Annotated in this window: 19 protein-coding genes; 13 read left to right on the plus strand and 6 right to left on the minus strand. The window is 69.7% G+C overall.

All coding sequences use genetic code 11. The features are described from left to right. Nucleotides 1-10: 10 nt before the first annotated feature. Nucleotides 11-409: a PLDc N-terminal domain-containing protein gene (locus QRN21_RS11860; protein WP_285364191.1), complete on the plus strand. Its 399-nt coding sequence runs from the start codon at nucleotides 11-13 to the stop codon at nucleotides 407-409. On the opposite strand, the gene QRN21_RS11865 is transcribed toward QRN21_RS11860, so the two are convergent. The 3 genes from QRN21_RS11865 to QRN21_RS11875 are packed head-to-tail and all read right to left on the minus strand — an operon-like array spanning nucleotide 406 to nucleotide 2,639. After that, the gene (locus QRN21_RS11865; RefSeq protein ID WP_285364192.1) at nucleotides 406-1,380 is read right to left on the minus strand and encodes an epimerase; all 975 of its coding nucleotides are present in this window, start codon (nucleotides 1,378-1,380) and stop codon (nucleotides 406-408) included. The two genes, QRN21_RS11860 and QRN21_RS11865, sit on opposite strands and share 4 nt — an antisense overlap. An 8-nt stretch (nucleotides 1,381-1,388) precedes the next feature. Then, the gene (locus QRN21_RS11870) at nucleotides 1,389-2,018 is read right to left on the minus strand and encodes a DUF4166 domain-containing protein (RefSeq protein WP_285364193.1); all 630 of its coding nucleotides are present in this window, start codon (nucleotides 2,016-2,018) and stop codon (nucleotides 1,389-1,391) included. A 9-nt stretch (nucleotides 2,019-2,027) separates the two neighbouring features. Beyond that, the gene (locus QRN21_RS11875; protein ID WP_285364194.1) at nucleotides 2,028-2,639 is read right to left on the minus strand and encodes a TetR/AcrR family transcriptional regulator; all 612 of its coding nucleotides are present in this window, start codon (nucleotides 2,637-2,639) and stop codon (nucleotides 2,028-2,030) included. 109 nt (nucleotides 2,640-2,748) lie between these two features. Between QRN21_RS11875 and QRN21_RS11880 the strand changes: the two genes are divergently transcribed. Continuing rightward, nucleotides 2,749-3,555: a sugar phosphate isomerase/epimerase family protein gene (locus QRN21_RS11880; RefSeq protein ID WP_285364195.1), complete on the plus strand. Its 807-nt coding sequence runs from the start codon at nucleotides 2,749-2,751 to the stop codon at nucleotides 3,553-3,555. Next, nucleotides 3,555-4,694 carry a Gfo/Idh/MocA family protein gene (locus QRN21_RS11885; RefSeq protein WP_053097175.1) on the plus strand — a complete coding sequence of 380 codons (1,140 nt, stop codon included), beginning with the start codon at nucleotides 3,555-3,557 and terminating at the stop codon, nucleotides 4,692-4,694. Before QRN21_RS11880 ends, QRN21_RS11885 begins: the two co-directional genes overlap by 1 nt. 29 nt (nucleotides 4,695-4,723) lie before the next feature. On the opposite strand, the gene QRN21_RS11890 is transcribed toward QRN21_RS11885, so the two are convergent. Next, on the minus strand, nucleotides 4,724-5,920 hold the full coding sequence (locus QRN21_RS11890; protein ID WP_056279954.1) for an ROK family transcriptional regulator: 1,197 nt from the start codon (nucleotides 5,918-5,920) through the stop codon (nucleotides 4,724-4,726). A 112-nt stretch (nucleotides 5,921-6,032) separates the two neighbouring features. Between QRN21_RS11890 and QRN21_RS11895 the strand changes: the two genes are divergently transcribed. The 8 genes from QRN21_RS11895 (at nucleotide 6,033) to QRN21_RS11930 (ending at nucleotide 14,261) form a co-directional block, all read left to right on the plus strand. Beyond that, nucleotides 6,033-7,142, plus strand: coding sequence for a Gfo/Idh/MocA family protein (locus tag QRN21_RS11895; RefSeq protein ID WP_053097173.1), 1,110 nt, complete (start codon nucleotides 6,033-6,035; stop codon nucleotides 7,140-7,142). Further along, complete coding sequence (locus QRN21_RS11900; RefSeq protein WP_053099192.1) at nucleotides 7,139-8,647, plus strand: sugar ABC transporter ATP-binding protein; 1,509 nt, start codon at nucleotides 7,139-7,141, stop codon at nucleotides 8,645-8,647. The genes QRN21_RS11895 and QRN21_RS11900 overlap by 4 nt, the downstream gene beginning before the upstream one ends. Further along, on the plus strand, nucleotides 8,644-9,726 hold the full coding sequence (locus QRN21_RS11905; RefSeq protein ID WP_285364196.1) for an ABC transporter permease: 1,083 nt from the start codon (nucleotides 8,644-8,646) through the stop codon (nucleotides 9,724-9,726). The genes QRN21_RS11900 and QRN21_RS11905 overlap by 4 nt, the downstream gene beginning before the upstream one ends. Next, nucleotides 9,723-10,772, plus strand: coding sequence for an ABC transporter permease (locus tag QRN21_RS11910; RefSeq protein WP_285364197.1), 1,050 nt, complete (start codon nucleotides 9,723-9,725; stop codon nucleotides 10,770-10,772). The genes QRN21_RS11905 and QRN21_RS11910 overlap by 4 nt, the downstream gene beginning before the upstream one ends. A gap of 2 nt (nucleotides 10,773-10,774) precedes the next feature. Next, nucleotides 10,775-11,983 (plus strand): substrate-binding domain-containing protein, encoded by a 1,209-nt coding sequence (locus QRN21_RS11915; protein WP_285364199.1) that lies wholly within the window; start codon nucleotides 10,775-10,777, stop codon nucleotides 11,981-11,983. An 83-nt stretch (nucleotides 11,984-12,066) separates the two neighbouring features. After that, nucleotides 12,067-12,918 (plus strand): sugar phosphate isomerase/epimerase family protein, encoded by an 852-nt coding sequence (locus tag QRN21_RS11920; protein ID WP_285364200.1) that lies wholly within the window; start codon nucleotides 12,067-12,069, stop codon nucleotides 12,916-12,918. A 27-nt stretch (nucleotides 12,919-12,945) separates the two neighbouring features. Further along, entirely contained in the window at nucleotides 12,946-13,971 is a 1,026-nt protein-coding gene (locus tag QRN21_RS11925) for a sugar phosphate isomerase/epimerase family protein (protein ID WP_285364202.1), read from the plus strand. Beyond that, nucleotides 13,968-14,261 (plus strand): Dabb family protein, encoded by a 294-nt coding sequence (locus QRN21_RS11930; RefSeq protein ID WP_285364203.1) that lies wholly within the window; start codon nucleotides 13,968-13,970, stop codon nucleotides 14,259-14,261. Before QRN21_RS11925 ends, QRN21_RS11930 begins: the two co-directional genes overlap by 4 nt. A 21-nt stretch (nucleotides 14,262-14,282) precedes the next feature. Here QRN21_RS11930 and QRN21_RS11935 read toward each other — a convergent pair whose 3' ends face one another. After that, nucleotides 14,283-15,293 (minus strand): NYN domain-containing protein, encoded by a 1,011-nt coding sequence (locus tag QRN21_RS11935; RefSeq protein WP_053097157.1) that lies wholly within the window; start codon nucleotides 15,291-15,293, stop codon nucleotides 14,283-14,285. Continuing rightward, on the minus strand, nucleotides 15,286-16,281 hold the full coding sequence (locus QRN21_RS11940) for a Gfo/Idh/MocA family protein (RefSeq protein WP_056279965.1): 996 nt from the start codon (nucleotides 16,279-16,281) through the stop codon (nucleotides 15,286-15,288). The genes QRN21_RS11935 and QRN21_RS11940 overlap by 8 nt, the downstream gene beginning before the upstream one ends. A 340-nt stretch (nucleotides 16,282-16,621) precedes the next feature. Here QRN21_RS11940 and QRN21_RS11945 point away from each other — a divergent pair, with 340 nt between their 5' ends. Continuing rightward, nucleotides 16,622-18,040 (plus strand): NtaA/DmoA family FMN-dependent monooxygenase, encoded by a 1,419-nt coding sequence (locus QRN21_RS11945; protein ID WP_285364204.1) that lies wholly within the window; start codon nucleotides 16,622-16,624, stop codon nucleotides 18,038-18,040. 164 nt (nucleotides 18,041-18,204) lie between these two features. Further along, nucleotides 18,205-19,839: a TIGR04028 family ABC transporter substrate-binding protein gene (locus QRN21_RS11950; RefSeq protein WP_285364205.1), complete on the plus strand. Its 1,635-nt coding sequence runs from the start codon at nucleotides 18,205-18,207 to the stop codon at nucleotides 19,837-19,839. Nucleotide 19,840 lies beyond the last annotated feature (1 nt).

Below are 19,840 nucleotides of genomic sequence, written 5' to 3' on the forward strand. Positions count from 1 at the left end.
CCCTGAACACATGCCGTTCCTGTTCTCGCTCCTCGTCATCGCGCTGATGATCGGCGCGCTGGTCGACATCATCCGCCGAGACGACGCGCAGGTGAGATTCCTGCCGAAGATGGCGTGGATCATCATCGTGATCCTCCTGCCGCTGATCGGCGGTCTGCTGTGGTTCGCGATCGGCAGGGAGTACTCGGAGGCGGGTCTGCGGCTGCCCCGGATGCGGCCGGCTGCGCGCCCCGCGACCCGCCGACCCGAGCCACGCCAGGCCCCGCCGGTCGACGCTCGCAGCACGGAGCAGCAGATCGCGGATCTCGATCGTGAGATCGAGGAGTGGCGGCTGCGTCAGGAGATCGAGAAGCGCCGGCGAGACGGGGGCGACGCGTCGTCGAGCGGGGCCGCGGACACGTCGAGCTAGCCGACGCGCTCGAGATCGAAGGACTCCCGCAGGGCGTCTTCGAGGTGGGGATACGCGAACTCGAACCCGGCGAGCGTCAGCTTCTCGGGGATGACCCACCGGCTCTTGAGGATCAGCTCGGTCTCGGTGCGGATGCCGATGGCGCCGAGCTCGAGCATCCACCGAGGCATCGGCGGACCGATGCGTACCTCCAGCAGCCGCCGCACGGTGGCCATGAAGTCGGCGTTGTCGGTCGGGTTCGGAGATGCGGCGTTCACGGGCCCGTCGAGGGTCGGCGTGACCTCGAGGAAATCGATGATGCGGGCGACGTCCTCGACGTGCACCCAGCTGAACCGCTGCCGTCCGCGGCGTGCGCCGGGGCGGTGGCCCGTGCCCGCGGCGCGGCGTGCGCGGCTGATCGGCCAGCGCCCGTCGTGCTGCGCCCCTCCGAGGCCGAGTCGTGCCAGGTTCTTCAGCGGGCCGAGCACGCCGCCGTGGCCGAGCACGATCGCACTGCGCAGGGCCACCCGCCGCGTCCGGGGGAGGTCGTCCGCGAACAACGCGCGCTCCCACGCCTTGGCCACCTCGACGGAGAACCCCGTGCCGATCTCGCCCGACGACTCGGTCATCGGACGCTCTTCGGCATGACGGTAGATGGTCGCCGTCGAGGAGTTGACCCACAGTGGGGGAGGATTCGCGGCCTTCGCGATGGCGGAGCTCAGCGACGAGGTCGTGTCGAGCCGCGAGCGGAAGATCGCGGCGCGGTTCTCGGGCGTATAGCGGCAGTTCACGCTCTTGCCCGCCAGGCCGATCACGAGCGACGCACCGTCGACGGCCCGATTGATCGCCGCCTGGTCTCCCCAGGAGATGTCGGCGCCGGATCGCGAGACGGTGATCACCTCCCGCCCCGCTGACCGCAGACGGGGGATCAGGTACTGCCCCATGAAGCCGGTCGATCCGCCGATCACGACGGGTCCTGCGGAGCGGGGCATCGGATCCGTCACGGGGTCTCGCTCTCGATCGCGTACTCGAAGAATCCCGTGTACTCGTAGACGCGGCCGAGCAGCGGGGCGTCGATGGTCATGTTCACGTGGTGCCGCTCGCGCTGTTCGTCCCAGCGCTCGACGAGACCGATGCGCGGACTCAGGAAGCGCGGAGCGGTGATGCGCAGCCGCCCGAACCGCATCCCGACCCGGCGGATGGTCAGCACGACGGCACCGTCACGCACGTCGATGTCGAAGGTCGTGACGACCGTGCGACGGGGGCCGATCTCGTTGCGGAGGATGCGGTTCGCGCCGAGGGAGACGACGTCGGGCATGACCCAGGTGCGTCCTGGGAGATCGAAGTGCCTGACGGCCAGCGCCTCGCCCGCGACCGTGCGGTTCTCGATGCGGAACGGGACGTCGTGTTCCCATCCGGCGAACGCGACTCCGAGGGATTCCGCGATGCGGAACACCGGCCACAACCAGCGATGGCGCGAGCCCGCGCTCGTGAACACGCCCGTGCCGACTCCGACATGCCCGTCGGGGATGGTGCGGAAGTACCAGGCGGTCTTCGGGTGGAGTTCCGACATGCGTTCGCCGAGCGCGCGCTCGTAGGGCGACCGTCGATCAGTGCCGGGTGCTGTCACACCCTCACCCTAGCGAGAGGTCGGACGCAGCAGTCGATCGAGCAGGGCGAGTGCCTCATGCTGCGGCGCGGTGTCGTCGAGGAGCCACTGCGTCTGCAGGCCGTCGGAGGCGGCCACGACCAGGGCGGCGACGGCCTCGGCATCGACGTCCTCGCGTATGAGACCCGTGTCCTGCTGTTCTCGCACGAGCGCGGCCATGTCCGTGCGCAACCGCGCGAAGCGGGTCGTCGCGAAGTCACGGGCAGCCGGGTGCCCTTCTTCGAGTGCGGTCGCGACGAGCATGGAGTAGAGCTGGACGAGCCCGGGGACCTCGCGGTTGGTGCGCGCGGACTCGATCATCCGCTCGACCGGGGTCGCCTCGGCCGGGAGGGCGTCGGGCTGTTGGCGACCGGGCGCCGTGCTCTCCTGGTAGACCGCGACGAGCAGCTCCTCCAGCGACCCGAAGTAGTGGGTGAGGGCCGCGTGAGTGACGCCGACGGCACTGGCGATGGAGCGGAGGCTCGTGCGGTCGGCTCCGCGTGCGGCGAAGACCTCGATGGCGCGATCGAGGATCTCCTGGCGACGGGCGATGCCCTTCGCGTAGGCACCGCGCTGCCGCGGGCGATCCTGATCCTGACTCATGAGGCGAGTCTACAGATTGAAAACTTCCGCGCGGAGGTATTTGGTGATAGCGTGCTCGGACAGACGGGTGAAGGCAGCCCGCACGTCACCGACGACCGAAGGAGACCCCGTGGCGATTCAGACTTCCATCCAGCTGTTCACGATCAAGGATCAGCTCGAGACCGACCTCGAAGGCTCGCTGAAAGAGGCGGCCGCCAGAGGCTTCACCGCCGTCGAGCCCTACGACTTCGTGCGCCGGGCTCAGCCGCTCGCCGACGCCCTGTCTGCGGCGGGCCTGACCGCTCCCTCCGGCCACGCGTTCCTCGCCTCCGAGTCGTTCGTCAACCCGGACGGCAGTGGAACCACTCTTCCGGTGCCGTCGCCCGCCGAGGTGTTCGCCGCGGCGAAGGTGCTCGGCATGGGCACCGTCATCGACCCCTACACGGAGCCCGCGCGCTGGGAGTCGATCGAGCAGATCGAGGAGACCGCGCGCCTGCTCAACGAGGCGGCCGCCGTCGGCGCGACCGTCGACGTGCGCGTCGGCTACCACAACCACGCCCATGAGCTCGAGGCCGTCTTCGACGGCGTCACCGGGCTCGAGGTGCTCGCCGGCCTGCTCGACGAGCGTGTCGTGCTCGAGGTCGACCTCTATTGGGTCGCACGCGGCGGGGTCGACCCGGTCGCCCTGCTGCAGCGCCTCGGGGACCGCGTGATCGCGGTGCATGCCAAGGACGGCACGCTCGATCCCGCGCTCCTGAGCGCCTACCCGCCCGCCGATCAGGTGGCAGCCGGTGAGGGCACCGTGCCGCTCATCGAGGCCATCGCGGCCGCCCCCGCTCTCGAGCTCGCGATCGTCGAGTTCGACCACTTCGACGGCGACCTCTGGGATGCGGTCGAGCGCAGCCGCGTCTACCTCGACGAGAAGGTCGCCGGCTGATGGCGATCGGCAACGGACCCGTCGGCGTCGGCATCATCGGCGCGGGCAACATCAGCGACCAGTATCTGTCGAACCTCACGACCTTCCCCGACGTGCGCGTGATCGCCGTCGGCGATCTGCTCGAGGACCGCGCGAAGGCGCAGGCCGAGAAGTACGGCGTTCCTCGCGCGGGCGGTGTCGAGCTCGTGCTGAACGACCCCGAGATCGACATCGTCGTGAACCTGACGATCCCCGCCGTGCACGTCGAGGTGTCGGAGGCGATCCTCGCCGCCGGCAAGCACGTGTGGACGGAGAAGCCGATCGGCGTCAGCCGCGACGAGTCGCAGCGCCTGCTGCAGAGGGCGGAGGCCGCCGGTCTCCGTGTCGGCGTCGCCCCCGACACCGTGCTCGGACCCGGCGTGCAGACCGCGAAGCGCGCGATCGCCCGCGGCGACATCGGTCGTCCCCTCTTCGCCCAGACCACGTTCCAGTGGCAGGGGCCGGAGATCTTCCATCCGAACCCCGCGTTCCTGTATGCCAAGGGTGCGGGTCCGCTGCTCGACATGGGGCCGTACTACGTCTCGGCGCTCGTGCACGTGTTCGGTCCGGTGGCGGCCGTCGCAGCCCTCGGACTCCAGGGTGCTCCGACGCGCACGGTGCAGGTGGGAGAGCTCGCCGGACAGGAGTTCCCGGTCGAGATCCCGTCGACGCTGAGCGTGCTGATGGACTTCGAGCAGGGCGGACAGGCGCAGAGCCTCTACAGCACCGACTCACCTCTGCTGCGCCAGGGCATCGTCGAGATCACGGGCACCGAGGGCACGATCGTGATCCCCGACCCCAACACGTTCGGCGGACCGATCACGATCACGCGACCGCTGTCCCGCGTGTTCGTGCCGCCGGAGCCGACCGTGCAGGACGTCGTCGATGTCGAGCAGGAGGGCGTGCTCTCGGGACGCGGCGTCGGTCTGCTGGACATGGCGCGGTCGATCGCCGCCGGCCGGACGCATGTCGCCACGGGGGAATTCGGCTATCACGTGCTCGACACGCTGCTGTCGATCGAAGAGGCCGCCGAGTCGCGCAGCTTCGTGCAGGTCGAGAGCACGATCGACGAGGTGGGCTCGCTGGATGCCGACTTCGATCCGTTCGAGGCGACTCTCTGAGGTCAGCCGGTGTGGCGGCGGCGGTGCGGTCAGCGCGCCTTCGTCGCCACATAGCGGTCGACGTTCGCGGGTGAGAGCACCTCGCGGGCGACCATGATCGCGGCGCCCAGCACGGCGGCCCGGTCACCCGCCTGCGACTGCACGATGGCGAGGTGCTGGGTCGCCAGGGGGATGGATCGTCGATAGACGACCTCGCGCACCCCGGCGAGAAGGTGCTCGCCGGCGCGGGCGATGCTGCCGCCCAGCACGATGATCGACGGGTTGAGCAGATTGACGACGGTCGCGAGCACCTCGCCGACATCTCGGCCGGCCTGACGGGTCGCCTCGATCGCAGCGGCATTGCCCGAGCGGACGAGGTCGACCACATCTGCGGGACTGTGCGCCGCAAGCCCGGCCTCCCGCAGAGCTGCGGCCAGCGCCGACCCGCTCGCGAGCGCTTCGAGGTCGCGCTCGTCGCCGGGCTCCCTCGTCGAGCCTGCGCCGCTCGGCACCTGGACGTGCCCCAGATCGCCGGCCGATCCCTGCGCGCCGCGCTGCAGCTGTCCGCCGGCGATGATGCCGGACCCGATGCCGGTCGAGACCTTCACGAACACGAGGTCATCGACGTGCGGCCACGTGGTGGCCTGCTCGCCGAGCGCCAGGATGTTCACGTCGTTGTCGACGAGCACCGGCACGTCGAACGTGCGCTGCACGTAGGCGGGGATGTCGAAGCGGTCCCAGCCGGGCATGATCGGCGGGTTGGTCGGTCGCCCGGTCGAATGCTCGACGGGACCCGGCACGCCGATGCCCACCCCGAGCAGCGGGATGCCGGCAGCGCGGGAGGCCTCGAGGAGAGCGCCCGCATCGTCGAGGATCAGATCGAGGAGGCTCTCGGGCCCGTCGCCGATGTCGATCGTGCGGGTGCGCGAGTCGAGGATCACGCCGGCGAGATCGGCGACGGCACTGGTGGCGTGAGTGGCACCGAGGTCGACGGCGAGCACGACTCCGGCACGGGAGTTGAAGGCGAGTCGCGCAGGCGGTCGGCCGCCCGTCGAGACCGCCTCGCCTGCCGGTCGCAGGAGGTCGGCGGCGAGCAGGGCATCGACCCGCAGCGCGACGGTCGACCGCGCGAGACCCGTGATGGTCGCGAGCTCGGCTTTGGTGCGGGCGGTGCCGTCGCGAAGGATCTGGAAGATCTCGCCCGCCCCGGGATTCGCCGCCGCGGCGGTGCGGAGTGCGTCGACCATTGCGTCAGTAAACCACAGACTTGCGCCACCGCTCGGTCGACTTCCGATTCGTTACGAGGAACTTTTGACGAATACCTAGCAAAAGTCGAGGAGCCGTGTCAGACTCACCGCCATGACAACGGATGTCACAGACACCGGTCTCGGGACGATCCGAGTCGGCATACTCGGCGGGGGATTCATGGCTCGCGTGCATCGCACCGCGGCCAGGGACGCGGGAGGCGAGTTCCGCGCCGTCGCCACCGGCTCCCTCGCGGGCGGGCGTCAGGCCGCGGACGAACTCGGCGCCGTGCGTGCTGAGGCCGATGCCGCCGCTCTCCTCGCGGCCGATGACATCGACGTCGTCCACATCTGCACCCCCAACGCCACGCACGCCGGACTTGCGCTGCGCGCGCTCGAAGCCGGCAAGCATGTCATCTGCGAGAAGCCCCTCGCCACGAACGCTGCGGACGCCCGTGAACTCGCACGGGTCGCCGGATCTCTCGGCCGCGTCACCGCGGTTCCCTTCGTCTACCGCTACCACCCGATGGTGCGGGAGGCGCGGGCCCGCGTCGCCCTGGGCGGCATCGGGGAGCTCCTCACCCTCGACTGCTCGTACCTGCAGGACTGGATGCTCCTCTCCACCGACGATGACTGGCGGGTGCGGTCGGCATCGGGCGGGGCATCCCGGGCGTTCGCCGACATCGGCTCGCACCTCTGCGACCTCATCGAGTTCGTGACGGGCCAGCGGATCCGGTCGCTGAGCGCTCGCACCCGCCGGGTGTTCGCCGAGCGAGCCGGACGGGCGGTCGACACGGAGGACATCGTCGCGATCCTCGTCGAGACCGAGTCCGGTGCCCTGGGCACCCTGCTCGTCTCGCAGATGGCCGCCGGACGAAAGAACGCCCTGACTCTCGAACTCCACGGGACCAGGCAGACCCTGCGCTTCGAGCAGGAGCGCCCGGAGGAGCTGTGGATCGGCATGCGAGAGGAGTCCCGGCTGCTGCTGCGCGACCCCTCCACCGCATCGCCCGACTCGGCTCGTCTGCAGCGGGTGCCCTCGGGGCATGCCATGGGGTATCAGGACGCGTTCAACGGCTTCATCGCCGACGTGTATGCGGCGATCGGCGGCGCGACCCCCGACGGGCTGCCCACGTTCGAGGACGGTGTCCGCTCGGCGGTGCTCACCGAGGCGGTCCTCGCCTCGGCGGCCGCGGACGGACGATGGACGGAGGTGGCGGCATGACCGCGACGATCACACAGCCGGTGCTCGAGGTCTCGGGCATCCGCAAGTCGTTCTTCGGAGTGGAGGTGCTGAAGGGCATCGACTTCGATGTGCGTCCCGGGGAGGTGCACGGACTCGTCGGCGAGAACGGCGCGGGCAAGTCCACGCTCATGAAGATCATCGCCGGGGTGCAGCCCGCCGACGACGGCGTGGTGCGCTACCGCGGCGCGGAGGTGCGGCACGCGCACCCGCGGCAGGCGATGGACGACGGCATCGTGACCGTCTTCCAGGAGTTCACGCTGCTGCCCGAGCGCACGGTCGCGCAGAACGTGTATCTCGGACGTGAGCCCCGACGCGGCGGCTTCGTCGATCAGAAGGCGATGATCCGTCGCACCGGCGAGCTCCTCGCCGACCTCGGCGTCTCGTTCATCGACCCGCAGGCCCGGGTCGGTTCGCTGACCGTCGCCGAGCAGCAGATCGTCGAGATCGTCAAGGCGCTGTCGTTCGAGGCGCAGGTCATCTCGATGGACGAGCCCACCGCCGCGCTGAGCGACCGCGAGGTCGAGCTGCTGTACGCGATCATCCGCCGGCTCACGTCTCGCGGGGTGGCGGTGATCTACGTCTCGCACCGGCTCAAGGAGATCTTCGACCTGTGCGACCGCATCACGATCCTCAAAGACGGCGCTCTGGTCTCGACCGATGAGACGAGCGCCCTGACGACCGACGAACTCGTGCGCCGAATGGTCGGCCGATCCATCCAGTCGTACTACCCGGATGCCGTGGCCGGCACCGTCGTCGGCGAGCCGCGCCTCGAGCTCGACGGCTGCGGCAACGCCTTCGTCGACGGCGTCTCGCTCACCCTCCGCGCCGGGGAGATCGTCGGGATCGCCGGGCTCCAGGGGTCCGGACGCACCGAACTGGTCGAGGGGATCTTCGGCATCGACCCGTTCGTGCGGGGCTCGATGCGGGTCGACGGCTCATCGACGCGCATCACGAGCGCCAGGGCGGCGGTGCGCGCGGGACTCGCCCTCGTCTCGGAGGATCGCAAGGCGCAGGGACTGGCGCTCGGGCAGTCGGTGCTCGACAACACCCTGCTCGTGATCCGCAGCGTCTTCACCGCTCGCACCGCCTCGTCCCGTCGAGAGGTGCCGGGGGTGCTCAGCTCGCTGGAGATCAGCTCCCGCGGTCTCGACCAGGAGGTGCGCTTCCTCTCGGGCGGCAACCAGCAGAAGGTCGTGCTCGCCAAGTGGCTGCTCACACAGCCGCAGATCGTGCTCTTCGACGAGCCGACCCGCGGCATCGACGTCGGTGCGAAGTACGCGGTGTACCAGCTCATGCGCGACCTCGCGGCACAGGGCAAGGCGGTGCTGATGGTGTCGAGCGAGCTGCCGGAGGTGATCGGCATGAGCGATCGGATTCTCGTGATGCACGACGGCGAACTGGTCGCCGAGCTGCCGGCGGGTTCCGCGGAGCACGAGATCCTCGGCGCAGCCACGGGCGCGACGGTCGACGGGGGTGCACGATGAAGAGAGTGCGGATCGACTCGACCGTCATCGTGCTCGGGATCCTCATCCTGACGCTCATCGTCGGCGCCATCCTCGTCGGCACCGTCGGTCGCAACTTCTTCAGCCCCGGCAACATCCGCGACATCCTCACCGGCATGAGCGTCCTCGGGCTCGTCGCGATCGGGCAGACCCTCGTGGTGCTCGGCGCGTCGCTCGACCTGTCGGTGACCTACGTCGTGAGTCTGTCGAGCCTCCTGGCGGCGACGATCATGAACGGCAACCCCGGGAACATCCCGGCCGCGGTCTCGATCACTCTGCTCGTCTGCGCCGGGATCGGTCTGGTCAACGGACTCATCGTCACCGTGCTGAAGGTCAACGGGTTCATCGCGACGCTCGGCGTGGGGCTGATCCTGCAGGGGATCCTGAACACCAACTTCGAGGGCTCGGCGGGCAGCGTGCCGTGGGAGTTCCAGCTCATCGGCGCCACCGGCGTCGGGCCCGTGCCGGTGTCGACGATCATCATGATCGCGCTCGCCGTCGTCGTCTGGCTGCTGCTGAACCGCACGCGCACCGGCGCCCACCTGTATGCGGTCGGCGGCGACCCCGAGATCGCGCGCCTGTCGGGGGTGCGCACCCGCCCGCCGCTGATCGCCGCGCACATGCTGTGCTCCGTCTTCGCGGGCCTCGCCGGCCTGCTGCTCGCCAGCCGTCTCGGCGTCGGCAGTCCCACGGTCGGCCAGCAGGGCGGCTACGCGCTGCTGTCGATCGCAGCCGTCGTGCTCGGAGGCACCCTGCTGCTCGGCGGACGCGGTTCGATCTGGGGTGCCATCGGTGGCGTCGCGATCCTCGCGGTCGTCGACAACGTGATGAGCGTCATGCAGGTCAACCCGTTCCTGAAGGACGTCGTCCGCGGCGTGGTGATCGTCGCCGCGGTGGCCGTCTACAGTCGTCGGTCGATCGTCAGTCGCCGTCCGCGCTTCGGCGCCGGCGGCACGAGAACTGGGGGAGACGACGCCGCCAAGGCGGCCGAGTCCGAGATGGCGGCCGCAGCATCCGAACTCGCCGATACGAGCACCGTGGCGGAAGGAGGCCGGTCGTGAACGCTCTGCGCACACTCGTGAGCCCTCGGGGCGCGGTGTTCCTGCTGCTGGTGATCCTGCTCGTCGCGGTCATGATCCTCAACCCGAGCTTCGCGGAGCCGGGGCAGTTCATGAGGTTCATCCAGCGCGTCGCACCGATCGCCATCGTCGCGATCGGCCAGTACTTCGTCATCATCGCGGGCGAGTTCGACCTGTCGCAGGGCTCGCTGATCACCGCGCAGGTGATCGTCGCCGGCAACCTCGTCGGGCAGGACGACTCCCGCACCGTGCCCGTGCTGCTGCTCATGATCGTCTTCGGGGTGGTCGTCGGACTCGTGAACGGTGTCATCACCACGCTGCTCAAGGTGCCCTCCTTCATCGTCACGCTGGGCATGATGCTCGCCCTTCTCGGCGGCGTCATGTGGTGGACCGGGGGAGCGGCCACGGGCAACCCGGCTGACAGCTTCCGCGAGATCGGTCGTGGCGGCATCCGTGACGTGCCGGTGCTCGAGTTCATCCCCTGGGCGGTGTTCATCCTGATCGGGTGGCTCGCGCTGGGCATCTGGATCACCAAGCGCCCGCTCGGCAAGCTCCTCATCGCGGTCGGCGACAACTCGACCGCGGTCGACTTCGCCGGGGCGCGCAGCGCCTGGGTGACGACACGGGCGTTCGTGATCTCGTCGCTCTCGGCCACGCTCTCCGCCGTACTGCTCGTCGGGTACGCCGGGGTGCATCCCTCGGTCGGCCGCGGCTACGAGTTCGTCGCCATCACCGCCGTCGTCCTCGGCGGGGTCGTGCTCGGCGGAGGCCGGGGATGGATCGTCGCGGCGGCGGCGGGAGCCTTCGCGCTCGAGGCCCTCTTCATGCTGCTGAACATCGCGGGGGTCCCTTCGACGCTGCGAGACGCCGTGCAGGGCGTGATCATCATCGCCGCAGTGGCGTACTCGGCGGTCGCCTTCCGGGCACGGCGCCGGCGAGGCCCGCAGCCGTCTCCGGACGTTCCGCGCACAGAGACCTCAGAACCCGTAACAACCAGCACCATCCACACAGAAATCAGAGGAGATTAGCAATGCGACGATCGATGAAGATCGCCACCGCAGGGGTGGCTCTCTTCGGCCTCATCGCGCTCGCCGGGTGTACGACAGACCCGTCCGTGGCGCCGGCGGAGTCGGAGAACCCGGAGGAGTCGGCCGAGACCACCGAATGGTTCGACCAGGAGCTGTTCGACAAGCAGATGGAGGAGCGGGGTGTCGAGCCCCAGGGGCCGGAGACCGAGCCGTATCTCCAGCACATCAACGCCGAGATGGTCGACACGTCGGAGTTCGCCAGCGAGGGGCCCAAGAAGGCCTGCTTCGCGAACGCCTCGATCTCGAACCCGTGGCGGCAGACGGGCTGGATCACGATGAACGAGCAGCTCAAGTCGCTGCAGGAGGCCGGTGCGATCAGCGAGATGGAGACCCGCGACGCGCAGGATTCGGATGACACGCAGATCGCGGACATCGACTACTTCATCTCCGAGGGCGGCTGCGACGTCTTCCTCATCTCGCCCAACAGCACCGCGGCGATGACGCCGGCCGTCGAGCGCGCATGCGAGACCGGCAAGCCGGTGATCGTGTTCGACCGCGGCGTCGACACCGACTGCCCGGTCACGTTCATCCACCCGATCGGCGGATTCGCGTGGGGCATCGACACGGCCGAGTTCCTCATCGACAACCTCGAAGAGGGCGACAAGGTCGTGGCGCTGCGCATCCTCCCCGGAGTCGACGTGCTCGAGCACCGGTGGGCCGCTGCGGAGAAGCTCTTCGACGAGGCGGGGATCGAGGCCGTGGACTACTTCACGGGCGCCGACCCCGCGGAGATCAAGAGCATCATCAGCGACGAGCTCGCCAAGGGCGACGTGCAGGGAATCTGGATGGATGCCGGTGACGGCGCTGTCGCCGCGATCGAAGCCTTCGAAGATGCCGGCGCCGACTACCCGGTGATGACCGGCGAGGACGAGATGAGCTTCCTCCGCAAGTGGAAGGACACGGGTCTCACGGGCCTCGCCCCGGTGTACTCGAACTTCCAGTGGCGCACGCCGCTGCTCGCCGCGCAGATGATCTTCGCCGGCGAAGAGGTTCCGAAGGAGTGGGTGCTCCCGCAGAAGCCGATCACCGAAGCAGAGCTCGACGACTACCTCGCCGCCAACGAGGGAATGCCGGACGGACACTACGCGAAGTTCGGCGGCGAGAACCTTCCCGGTTACCCGACCGTCTGGCAGGAACGCCAGATCCCGTAACCCGCGGTGATGCTCCCACCCTTCCCCTCTGCGCCTCGCGGATGGGAGGGTGGGAGCACTCGCGTCATCCCCGAAGGAGCAGGATGCCTCGCACGATCGCCGTCAACACGTGGGTGTGGACGTCTCCACTGACCGACGCGACTCTCGAGCCGCTCGCGCGGAAGGCGGCGGGGATGGGGTATCAGGCGCTCGAGCTTCCGCTCGAGAGCGTCGGGGACTGGGATCCGGCACGAGCCCGCGACGTGCTCGACGACCTCGGCCTCGCCGCGATCGTCGTCGGGGCCATGGGCCCTCGGCGCTCGCTGCTGGCGCAGGCCGGTGATGTGGGGGGCACGCAGGACTACCTGCGCTCGTGCATCGCGGCGGCCGCGACGCTCGGTTCCGCGGTGGTCGCCGGTCCCTTCTACGCACCCACCGGGGCTACCTGGCGGATGTCCGTCGAGGACCGTTCGCGAGTGGTGCGCGAGCTGCGCACGAACCTCGAGCCGGTCGCGGCCGAGGCCGCCTCCGCCGGGATCACCCTGGCCGTCGAACCGCTCAACCGCTACGAGACGAGCGTGCTCAACACGGTCGAGCAGAGCCTCGACGCGCTCGCACCGCTGCTCGGCGCAGGCGTCGGGCTCGCGCTCGACACCTACCACCTGAACATCGAGGAGAAGAAGCCCGCGGAGGCCATCCGCGCGGCGGGCTCGGCGATCGCGCACGTGCAGGTGTGCGGCAGCGATCGGGGCGCCGTGGGCGACGACCACACGGACTGGCCGGAGATCCTCCGTGCCCTCGACGATGCGGACTATCGAGGGCCGCTCGGGCTGGAGAGCTTCACGGGCGAGAACGCGACGATAGCCGTCGCCGCATCCGTCTGGCGACCACTCGCGGCGAGCCAGGACGAGCTCGCGGCCCGCAGCATCCAGGCGCTGAGAGCGCTCGGCACCTGACCCGTCACGCGATACGAAGGAGTGTCCATGACCACGCACCCGGTCACCCTGTTCACCGGCCAGTGGGCCGATCTGCCGTTCGAGGAGGTCGCCCGGCTGGCGGCCGAGTGGGGATACGACGGCCTCGAGGTCGCAGCATCCGGGGACCATCTCGACCTGCGGCGAGCCGACGAGGACGACGCCTACGTCGCCTCGCGCCGCGAGATCCTCGACCGGCACGGTCTGCAGATCTTCGCGATCTCGAACCATCTCGCGGGCCAGGCGGTGTGCGACGCCCCCATCGACTTCCGTCACCAGGCGATCCTGCGCGACTACGTGTGGGGCGACGGCGACTCCGAGGGCGTGCGCGCCCGTGCGGCGGACGACATGAAGCGGGCGGCGCGGGTCGCGCGCAAGCTCGACGTCGACACCGTCGTCGGGTTCACCGGCTCATCGATCTGGCCCTATGTGGCGATGTTCCCGCCGGTACCGGCATCCGTCATCGAAGGCGGGTTCGAGGACTTCGCCGCGCGCTGGAACCCGATCCTCGACGTGTTCGACGGCGAGGGCGTGCGGTTCGCGCACGAAGTGCACCCCGGTGAGATCGCCTACGACTACTGGTCGTCCGTGCGGGCGCTGGAGGCGATCGAGCACCGTGGGGCGTTCGGATTCAACTGGGACCCGTCGCACATGATGTGGCAGAACATCGATCCCGTCGGGTTCATCGTCGACTTCGCCGACCGGATCTACCACGTGGACTGCAAGGACACCCGGATGCGACCGCACAACGGGCGTGCGGGCGTGCTCGGATCGCATCTGCCGTGGGGCGACCCGCGACGCGGGTGGGACTTCGTCTCGACCGGCCACGGCGACGTGCCCTGGGAGGACGCGTTCCGCGCGCTCGAGGCGATCGGATACGACGGCCCCATCTCGATCGAATGGGAGGACGCGGGAATGGACCGCCTGCACGGCGCGCCGGAGGCCCTCGCCTACGTGCGGTCGCTGCTCTGGCCCGTGCCCACCGCCGCGTTCGACGACGCCTTCAGCAGCCAGCAGACCGGAGATCCCGCATGACCATCCAGCACACCGTCGTCTTCCGCCTCGTGCACGAGGCGGGCAGCCCCGAGGAGCGCGAGTTCCTCGCGACGGGCAGATCGGTGCTCACGTCGATCCCCGGTGTCGAGGACTTCACGATCCGTCGCCAGGTGAGCCCGAAGAGCGACCTCGAGCATCAGTTCTCGATGGTGTTCCGCGACCGCGATGCGTACCGCGCCTACGACGCGCACCCCGCGCACACGGCGTTCGTCTCGGAACGCTGGGTGCCCGAGGTCGCGGCGTTCCAGGAGTATGACTTCGAGGAGTGACGACGTGACCGGCGGCGCGGATCAGACCGAGTCGCGCAGCTTCACCAGGCGCTCGTGGCCGGTCTCCTCGAGCTCCGCGATGCTCTCGCGCGACTTGAGGAAGTCCGAGAACGAGCGGTAGCCGAGGGCCTTCTCGCTGAACGACGGGTCCATGCGACGCATGTGCGTCTTCACCGCCGAGCTGTGCAGCCACTCGTCGGCATCGGCCTTGTCATGCCCGAGGCGCAGCGCGCGATGCAGCAGCTCCGTCGCCTCGCCCTGCTCGGTGCCCTCTCCGTGCTCGTCGAGCTTCGCGGACGACGACGGTGCCGCAGCGGTCGCCGCCGCTGCGGCGGCCTTCGCCTTGGCGGCCTTCGTCGGCGGTCGCGACTTGGCCTTCGCGGCGGGCTCGGCGGCCGGCTCGGCCACAGGCTCGACGGCGACCTCGGGAACGGTGACGACGGGCGCGGGCGCGGTCTTGCTCGGGCGCACCACACCGGGAAGCGAGTCGTACGCCTCGAACTCGTCGCACGCGGCGGCGAGGGACTTCGCGGTGGACCCCGCGACGCCGACGCCGATGACGTAGCGACCCAGACGCTTGCAGCGCTGTGCGAGCGGGACGTAGTCGCTGTCTCCGGCGACGATCACGACGTGCGTGAGGTCGGGCAGACGGAACATGTCCTCGACCGCGTCGACGGCGAGGCGGATGTCCGCGCCGTTCTTCGCGTAGGCGGCGGCCGGGAACAGCTGCACGAGGTCGACGGCGCGGGCCACGAGCTGCGACCGGTAGACCGCGTTCACGGGCGACGACCAGTCGGCGTACGCCCGGGTGAGCACGAGCGTGCCGAAGGAGGCCGCGTAGTCGATGATCGCGCCGACCTCGATCATCGCGCGGGACAGCCGCTCCGTGACCTCCGGATCGGTCGGGTTCTCGGTGATCCGCTGGCGGTCCTTGCCATAGGCGTTCCGTCCGTGCACACGGTCGTACCAGGAGATGACGATGTTGTCGAAGTCCAGGTAGACGGCGACGCGGGCGTCGGTGGCCTCAGCCATGGTTCACTCCTTCGCGCGGGTAGCGCACGCCGATCTGCGCGCGGATCTCGTCGAGGGTGCCCATGATCGCGACGCTCTCGGCGATCGGCAGGATGTCGCCCTCGAGCACGCCGTCGCCCACGAGGCGCTCGGCCGCGAGGGCCTGGTACTGCATGCCGCGACCGTCGACCTCCGACACGTACTCCTCGACGACCGTGCCGTCCGGCTGCACGACGCGGAACGTGGTGGGGGTGTACCAGACGCGGTCGAGGTCGATGCGCGCCGTCGTGCCGATGATGCTCGCCGCGTTGGGGCCCGCGGCACGCGACGACGAGAGCGTCGTCGAGATCGCTCCGCCGTCGTGGGTCATGACGGTGGCGACCTCGGCATCCGCTCCGGTCTCGATCAGGCGCCCGACGGCGTGGATGCCGGTCGGGGCGCCGAGGATGTCCCACACGAAGGAGATCGGGTAGATCCCGAGGTCGAGGAGGGCACCGCCGCCGAGCTCGAGGGCGTTGAGGCGGTGCTCGGGGTCGGAGGGGAGCAGCTGGGTGTGGTCGGCGCTCACGGCGCGGATCTCACCGAGGGTCCCGGCGGCGATGATCTCGCGGATGCGGGCCATGTGCGGCAGGTAGCGCGTCCACATCGCCTCCATCGCGAGCAGACCCCGGTCGGCGGCCAGACGCTGCAGGTCCTCCGCCTCCGAGTGGTTGAGGGTGAACGCCTTCTCGACCAGCACGTGCTTGCCGGCTTCGAGCGCGAGGCGGGCATTCTCATGATGCATCGGGTGCGGGGTCGAGACGTAGATGATGTCGACCTCGGGGTCGGCGACGAGCGCCTCGTACGAGGGATGCGCGCGCGGGATGTCGAAGCGGGCGGCGAAGGCGTCGGCCGATTCCTGCGAGCGCGAGCCGACCGCCACGAGATCGAGCCCGGCGGTGCGCAGATCGGATGCGAACGCGCCGGCGATGCCGCCGGTCGCGAGGATTCCCCAACGAAGACCAGTCATCATCTCAGCGTAGGGGGTGGAGGCTGAGCACGGGGTGTTCAGACCAGGGCATCCGGGGGCGGCCGGAACGGATGCCGTTCAGACGAGCGCGAACGCGCGGTCGAGGTCGGCGATCAGATCGCTCGGATCCTCCAGCCCGGCCGACAGGCGCTTCGTGGCGAACTCGGTCATGCGGTCAGCACCGCGGTGCCCAGAGCGCGGGGGAGGAGGTCGAGGTCATGGTCCCATCCTCCGATCGGGCTCCGACACTCGGGGAGGATGTGTCGCCGTGTTGCGATCCGTTTCGCTGCGCTTCCCCGCCGATTGGCCCGCTGCCGAGCTCGCTCATACTTTCGGGTGCATGACCGAACCCCTCATCATCGGCGCCATGGTGCGCACTCTCGGCGCGTATCCCTCCGGCTGGCGTCAGCCGGGCGCGCATCGCGACCCCTCGGCCGATGCCGAGATCCTCCGTCGCATCGCGCGAGAGGGAGAGGACGCGGGGCTCGACTACCTGTTCTTCGGTGATTGGCTGGCCACCGGGCCGGACCTCGAATTCCGCGACCCGTACCTGCTCGCGCGGATCGACCCGGTGAGCGCCGTGCTGTACCTCGCCGGGGTCACCTCTCGCATCGGCCTCATCGCGACGGTGAACACGACCTACGCCGATCCGTATGCGACGGCGCGCTCGCTCGCATCCCTCGACCTGCTGACAGGCGGTCGCGCCGGCGTCAACCTCGTCACCGGAGCCGAGCCACGAGCCGCGGGCAACCACGGTCGCGAAGCGCACGCCGACAACGAGAGCCGATACGACCGCGCCGAGGAGTTCGTCGTCGCCCTGCGCCGTCTGTGGGACTCGTGGAGCGAGGACGCCTGGATCGCGGATGCCGCACGCGGCGTGCTCATCGACCCGGACGGGCTCCGGGGTGCGGACCTCCGGGGCGAGCACGTGCGCGTCTCCGGACCGCTGAACGTCGCCCGCCCCCCGCAGGGGCGGATCCCTCTCGTGCACGCGGGCACTTCGCCGCGGTCGCGCGCGCTCGCCGCGACCGAGGCCGACCTCGCGCTCATCGCCGCCCCGAACATCGCCGATGCGATCGCCACCCGGCGGCAGCTGCGCGACATCGCGCTCCGATCAGGCCGCGCGCCCGAGGGGCTGGCGGTGATCGCGCCCGTGCTTCCTGTGGTCGCACCGACGGATGCCGACGCTCACCGCATCGTCGAACGGCTGCTCGCGCTCGTCCCGCTCGACGAGGGGCATCAGTCGTCCCGCACGGCATTCCCCGCGAACAGATCGGTCGTCGCGCTGGCCGACGCCCTGGGCGTCGGCGCCGACGAACCGCTGCGTTCCGCCGGCTTCGACGAGGTCGTGACCCGCGATCAGGCCGGGCGCCTCGGGGAGGCAGGGCAGGCGCTGATCGAGCGCCTGCGACTCATCGCCGGACTCCGCGTCGGGGATGACGGCGAGACGGCGCTGACCTGGCGCCACCTCGTCGCGGCCCATGCCGTGCCTGCCGCATTCGTGGTCGGCGACGCCGCGACGATCGCGGACCACTTCGAGACCTGGCGCGACCAGGGTGCAGCCGACGGGTTCAACGTGCTCTCCGCGTTCCAGCCCGCACAGTTCGAGGCCTTCACCCGCCTCGCCGCGCCCGAACTGCGTCGACGGGGCCTGCTCGGTCGCAGCGACGGAGCGCCCACCCCGCTGCGGGACCGTCTCGGCGTCGGCGTCGAGGTCGGCAGCGAGCAGCGTGCCGCATCATCGCTTCTCGTCCGCTGAACCGCGTCATCCATTACGTCGGATTGCGTCTGGTGACCCGTCATGACGCCTCGTGACAGGCCGGGTCCGCACATGACGACCCCATTCGCGTCACGACCGTGAGAGTCCCTAGCGTGACGTTCACCCGCACACCGAACCACAGCATCCCGTCCAGGAGGACCCGCATGAACCGCCGTCTCATCCGCGCAGCCGCCGTCGCGCTTCCGCTCGTCCTCGCGGCGGGACTCGCCGCCTGCGCGTCCTCGCCGGCCCCGAGCGGCGCCTCCGCCGACGCGGGCGACCCCGTCACCGGGGGAACGCTGACCTATCTGGAGCACCAGACCTTCACGAACCTCTACCCGCCGCAGGCCGGGTTCTACCCGAACGGAGGCGTGGTCAACAACATCGCCGCGCGCCTGACGTGGCAGAACCCCGACTCGCTCGAGATCGAGCCGTGGATCGCCTCGGCCTGGACCGTGAACGACGACGCCACCGAGTACACGTTCGACCTGCGACCCGACGTCACCTTCTCGGACGGGACGCCGCTGGACGCCGCGGCCGTGGCGAAGAACTTCGACACGTACGGCCTCGGCGACCCCGAGCGCGGCCTCACGGTCTCCGAGGCGATCAACAACTACGCCTCGAGCGAGGTCGTCGACGACGACACGGTCACCTTCCGCTTCTCGGCCCCGGCCCCCGGGTTCCTGCAGGCGACGTCGACCATCAACTCCGGCCTGCTCTCGCCCGAGACGCTCGACGGCACCATCGAAGACTTCGGGGCGGGCAACGCCGAGGAGATCATCGGCGCCGGGCCCTTCACCCTCACCGACGAGAAGCTGGGCACAGAGTTCACCCTCACCGCCCGCGAGGACTACGCGTGGGCGCCGGAGAGCGCCGAGAACCAGGGCCGTCCGTACGTCGACGCCGTGCACGTGCTCGTCACCCCCGAGGACTCCGTGCGCATCGGATCGCTGCTCGCGGGTCAGGCCGACTACGTCCGCTACGTGCAGGCCTTCGACGAGGACCGGGTCGAGAGCTCGGGCTTCACGCTGTACGCACCGCAGACCCGTGGCGTGAACAACTCCATCTCGCTGCGTCCCGAGAACCCGCTGCTGAGCGACATCAGGGTGCGTCAGGCGCTCGTCGCCGCGGTCGACGCCCAGGAGGTCGTCGACACCCTGTTCACCGAGAACTACCCCGTCGCGACCTCGGTGCTGTCGCAGGAGGCGCTCGGATACAAGGACGAGTCGGAGCACTACGCATACGACCCCGACAAGGCCGAGAAGCTGCTCGACGAGGCGGGCTGGACGGCCGGGGCCGACGGCATCCGCGAGAAGGACGGCGAGCGCCTCGCGATCACCGTGTACGAGGCCGCACCGCAACCGCTGTCGAAGCAGACGCTCGAGCTCGTCGCCCAGCAGCTCGCGAAGGTCGGCGTGGAGCTCACGGTCAAGCCGGCGGATGCCGGGTCGTATGCCGAGGACACCCGTGACCCGCTCAAGACGGGCTTCTACCACTCGATGGTCGGCCGCGCCGACTTCGACGTGATCAAGAGCCAGTACTACACGAAGAACCGTGACGCGCTGATCTCGAACGACGCCGAGCTCGACGCCCTGCTCGAGGCGGTCGCCTCGGAGCCGGACACCGAGAAGCGAGCGGCGGCCTCGCAGGCCGTGCAGGACTACATCGCCGAGCAGGCCTACGTCATCCCGCTGTTCGAGGAGCCGCAGGTCTACGGCGCCGCCACCTACGTGCACGGCGTGGACTTCGAGTCGGTCGGTCGCCCCACCTTCTCGGGCGTCTGGCTCGCCGAGCACTGAG

This window comes from Microbacterium sp. LMC-P-041, from assembly GCF_030209555.1.
Classification (GTDB): domain Bacteria; phylum Actinomycetota; class Actinomycetes; order Actinomycetales; family Microbacteriaceae; genus Microbacterium.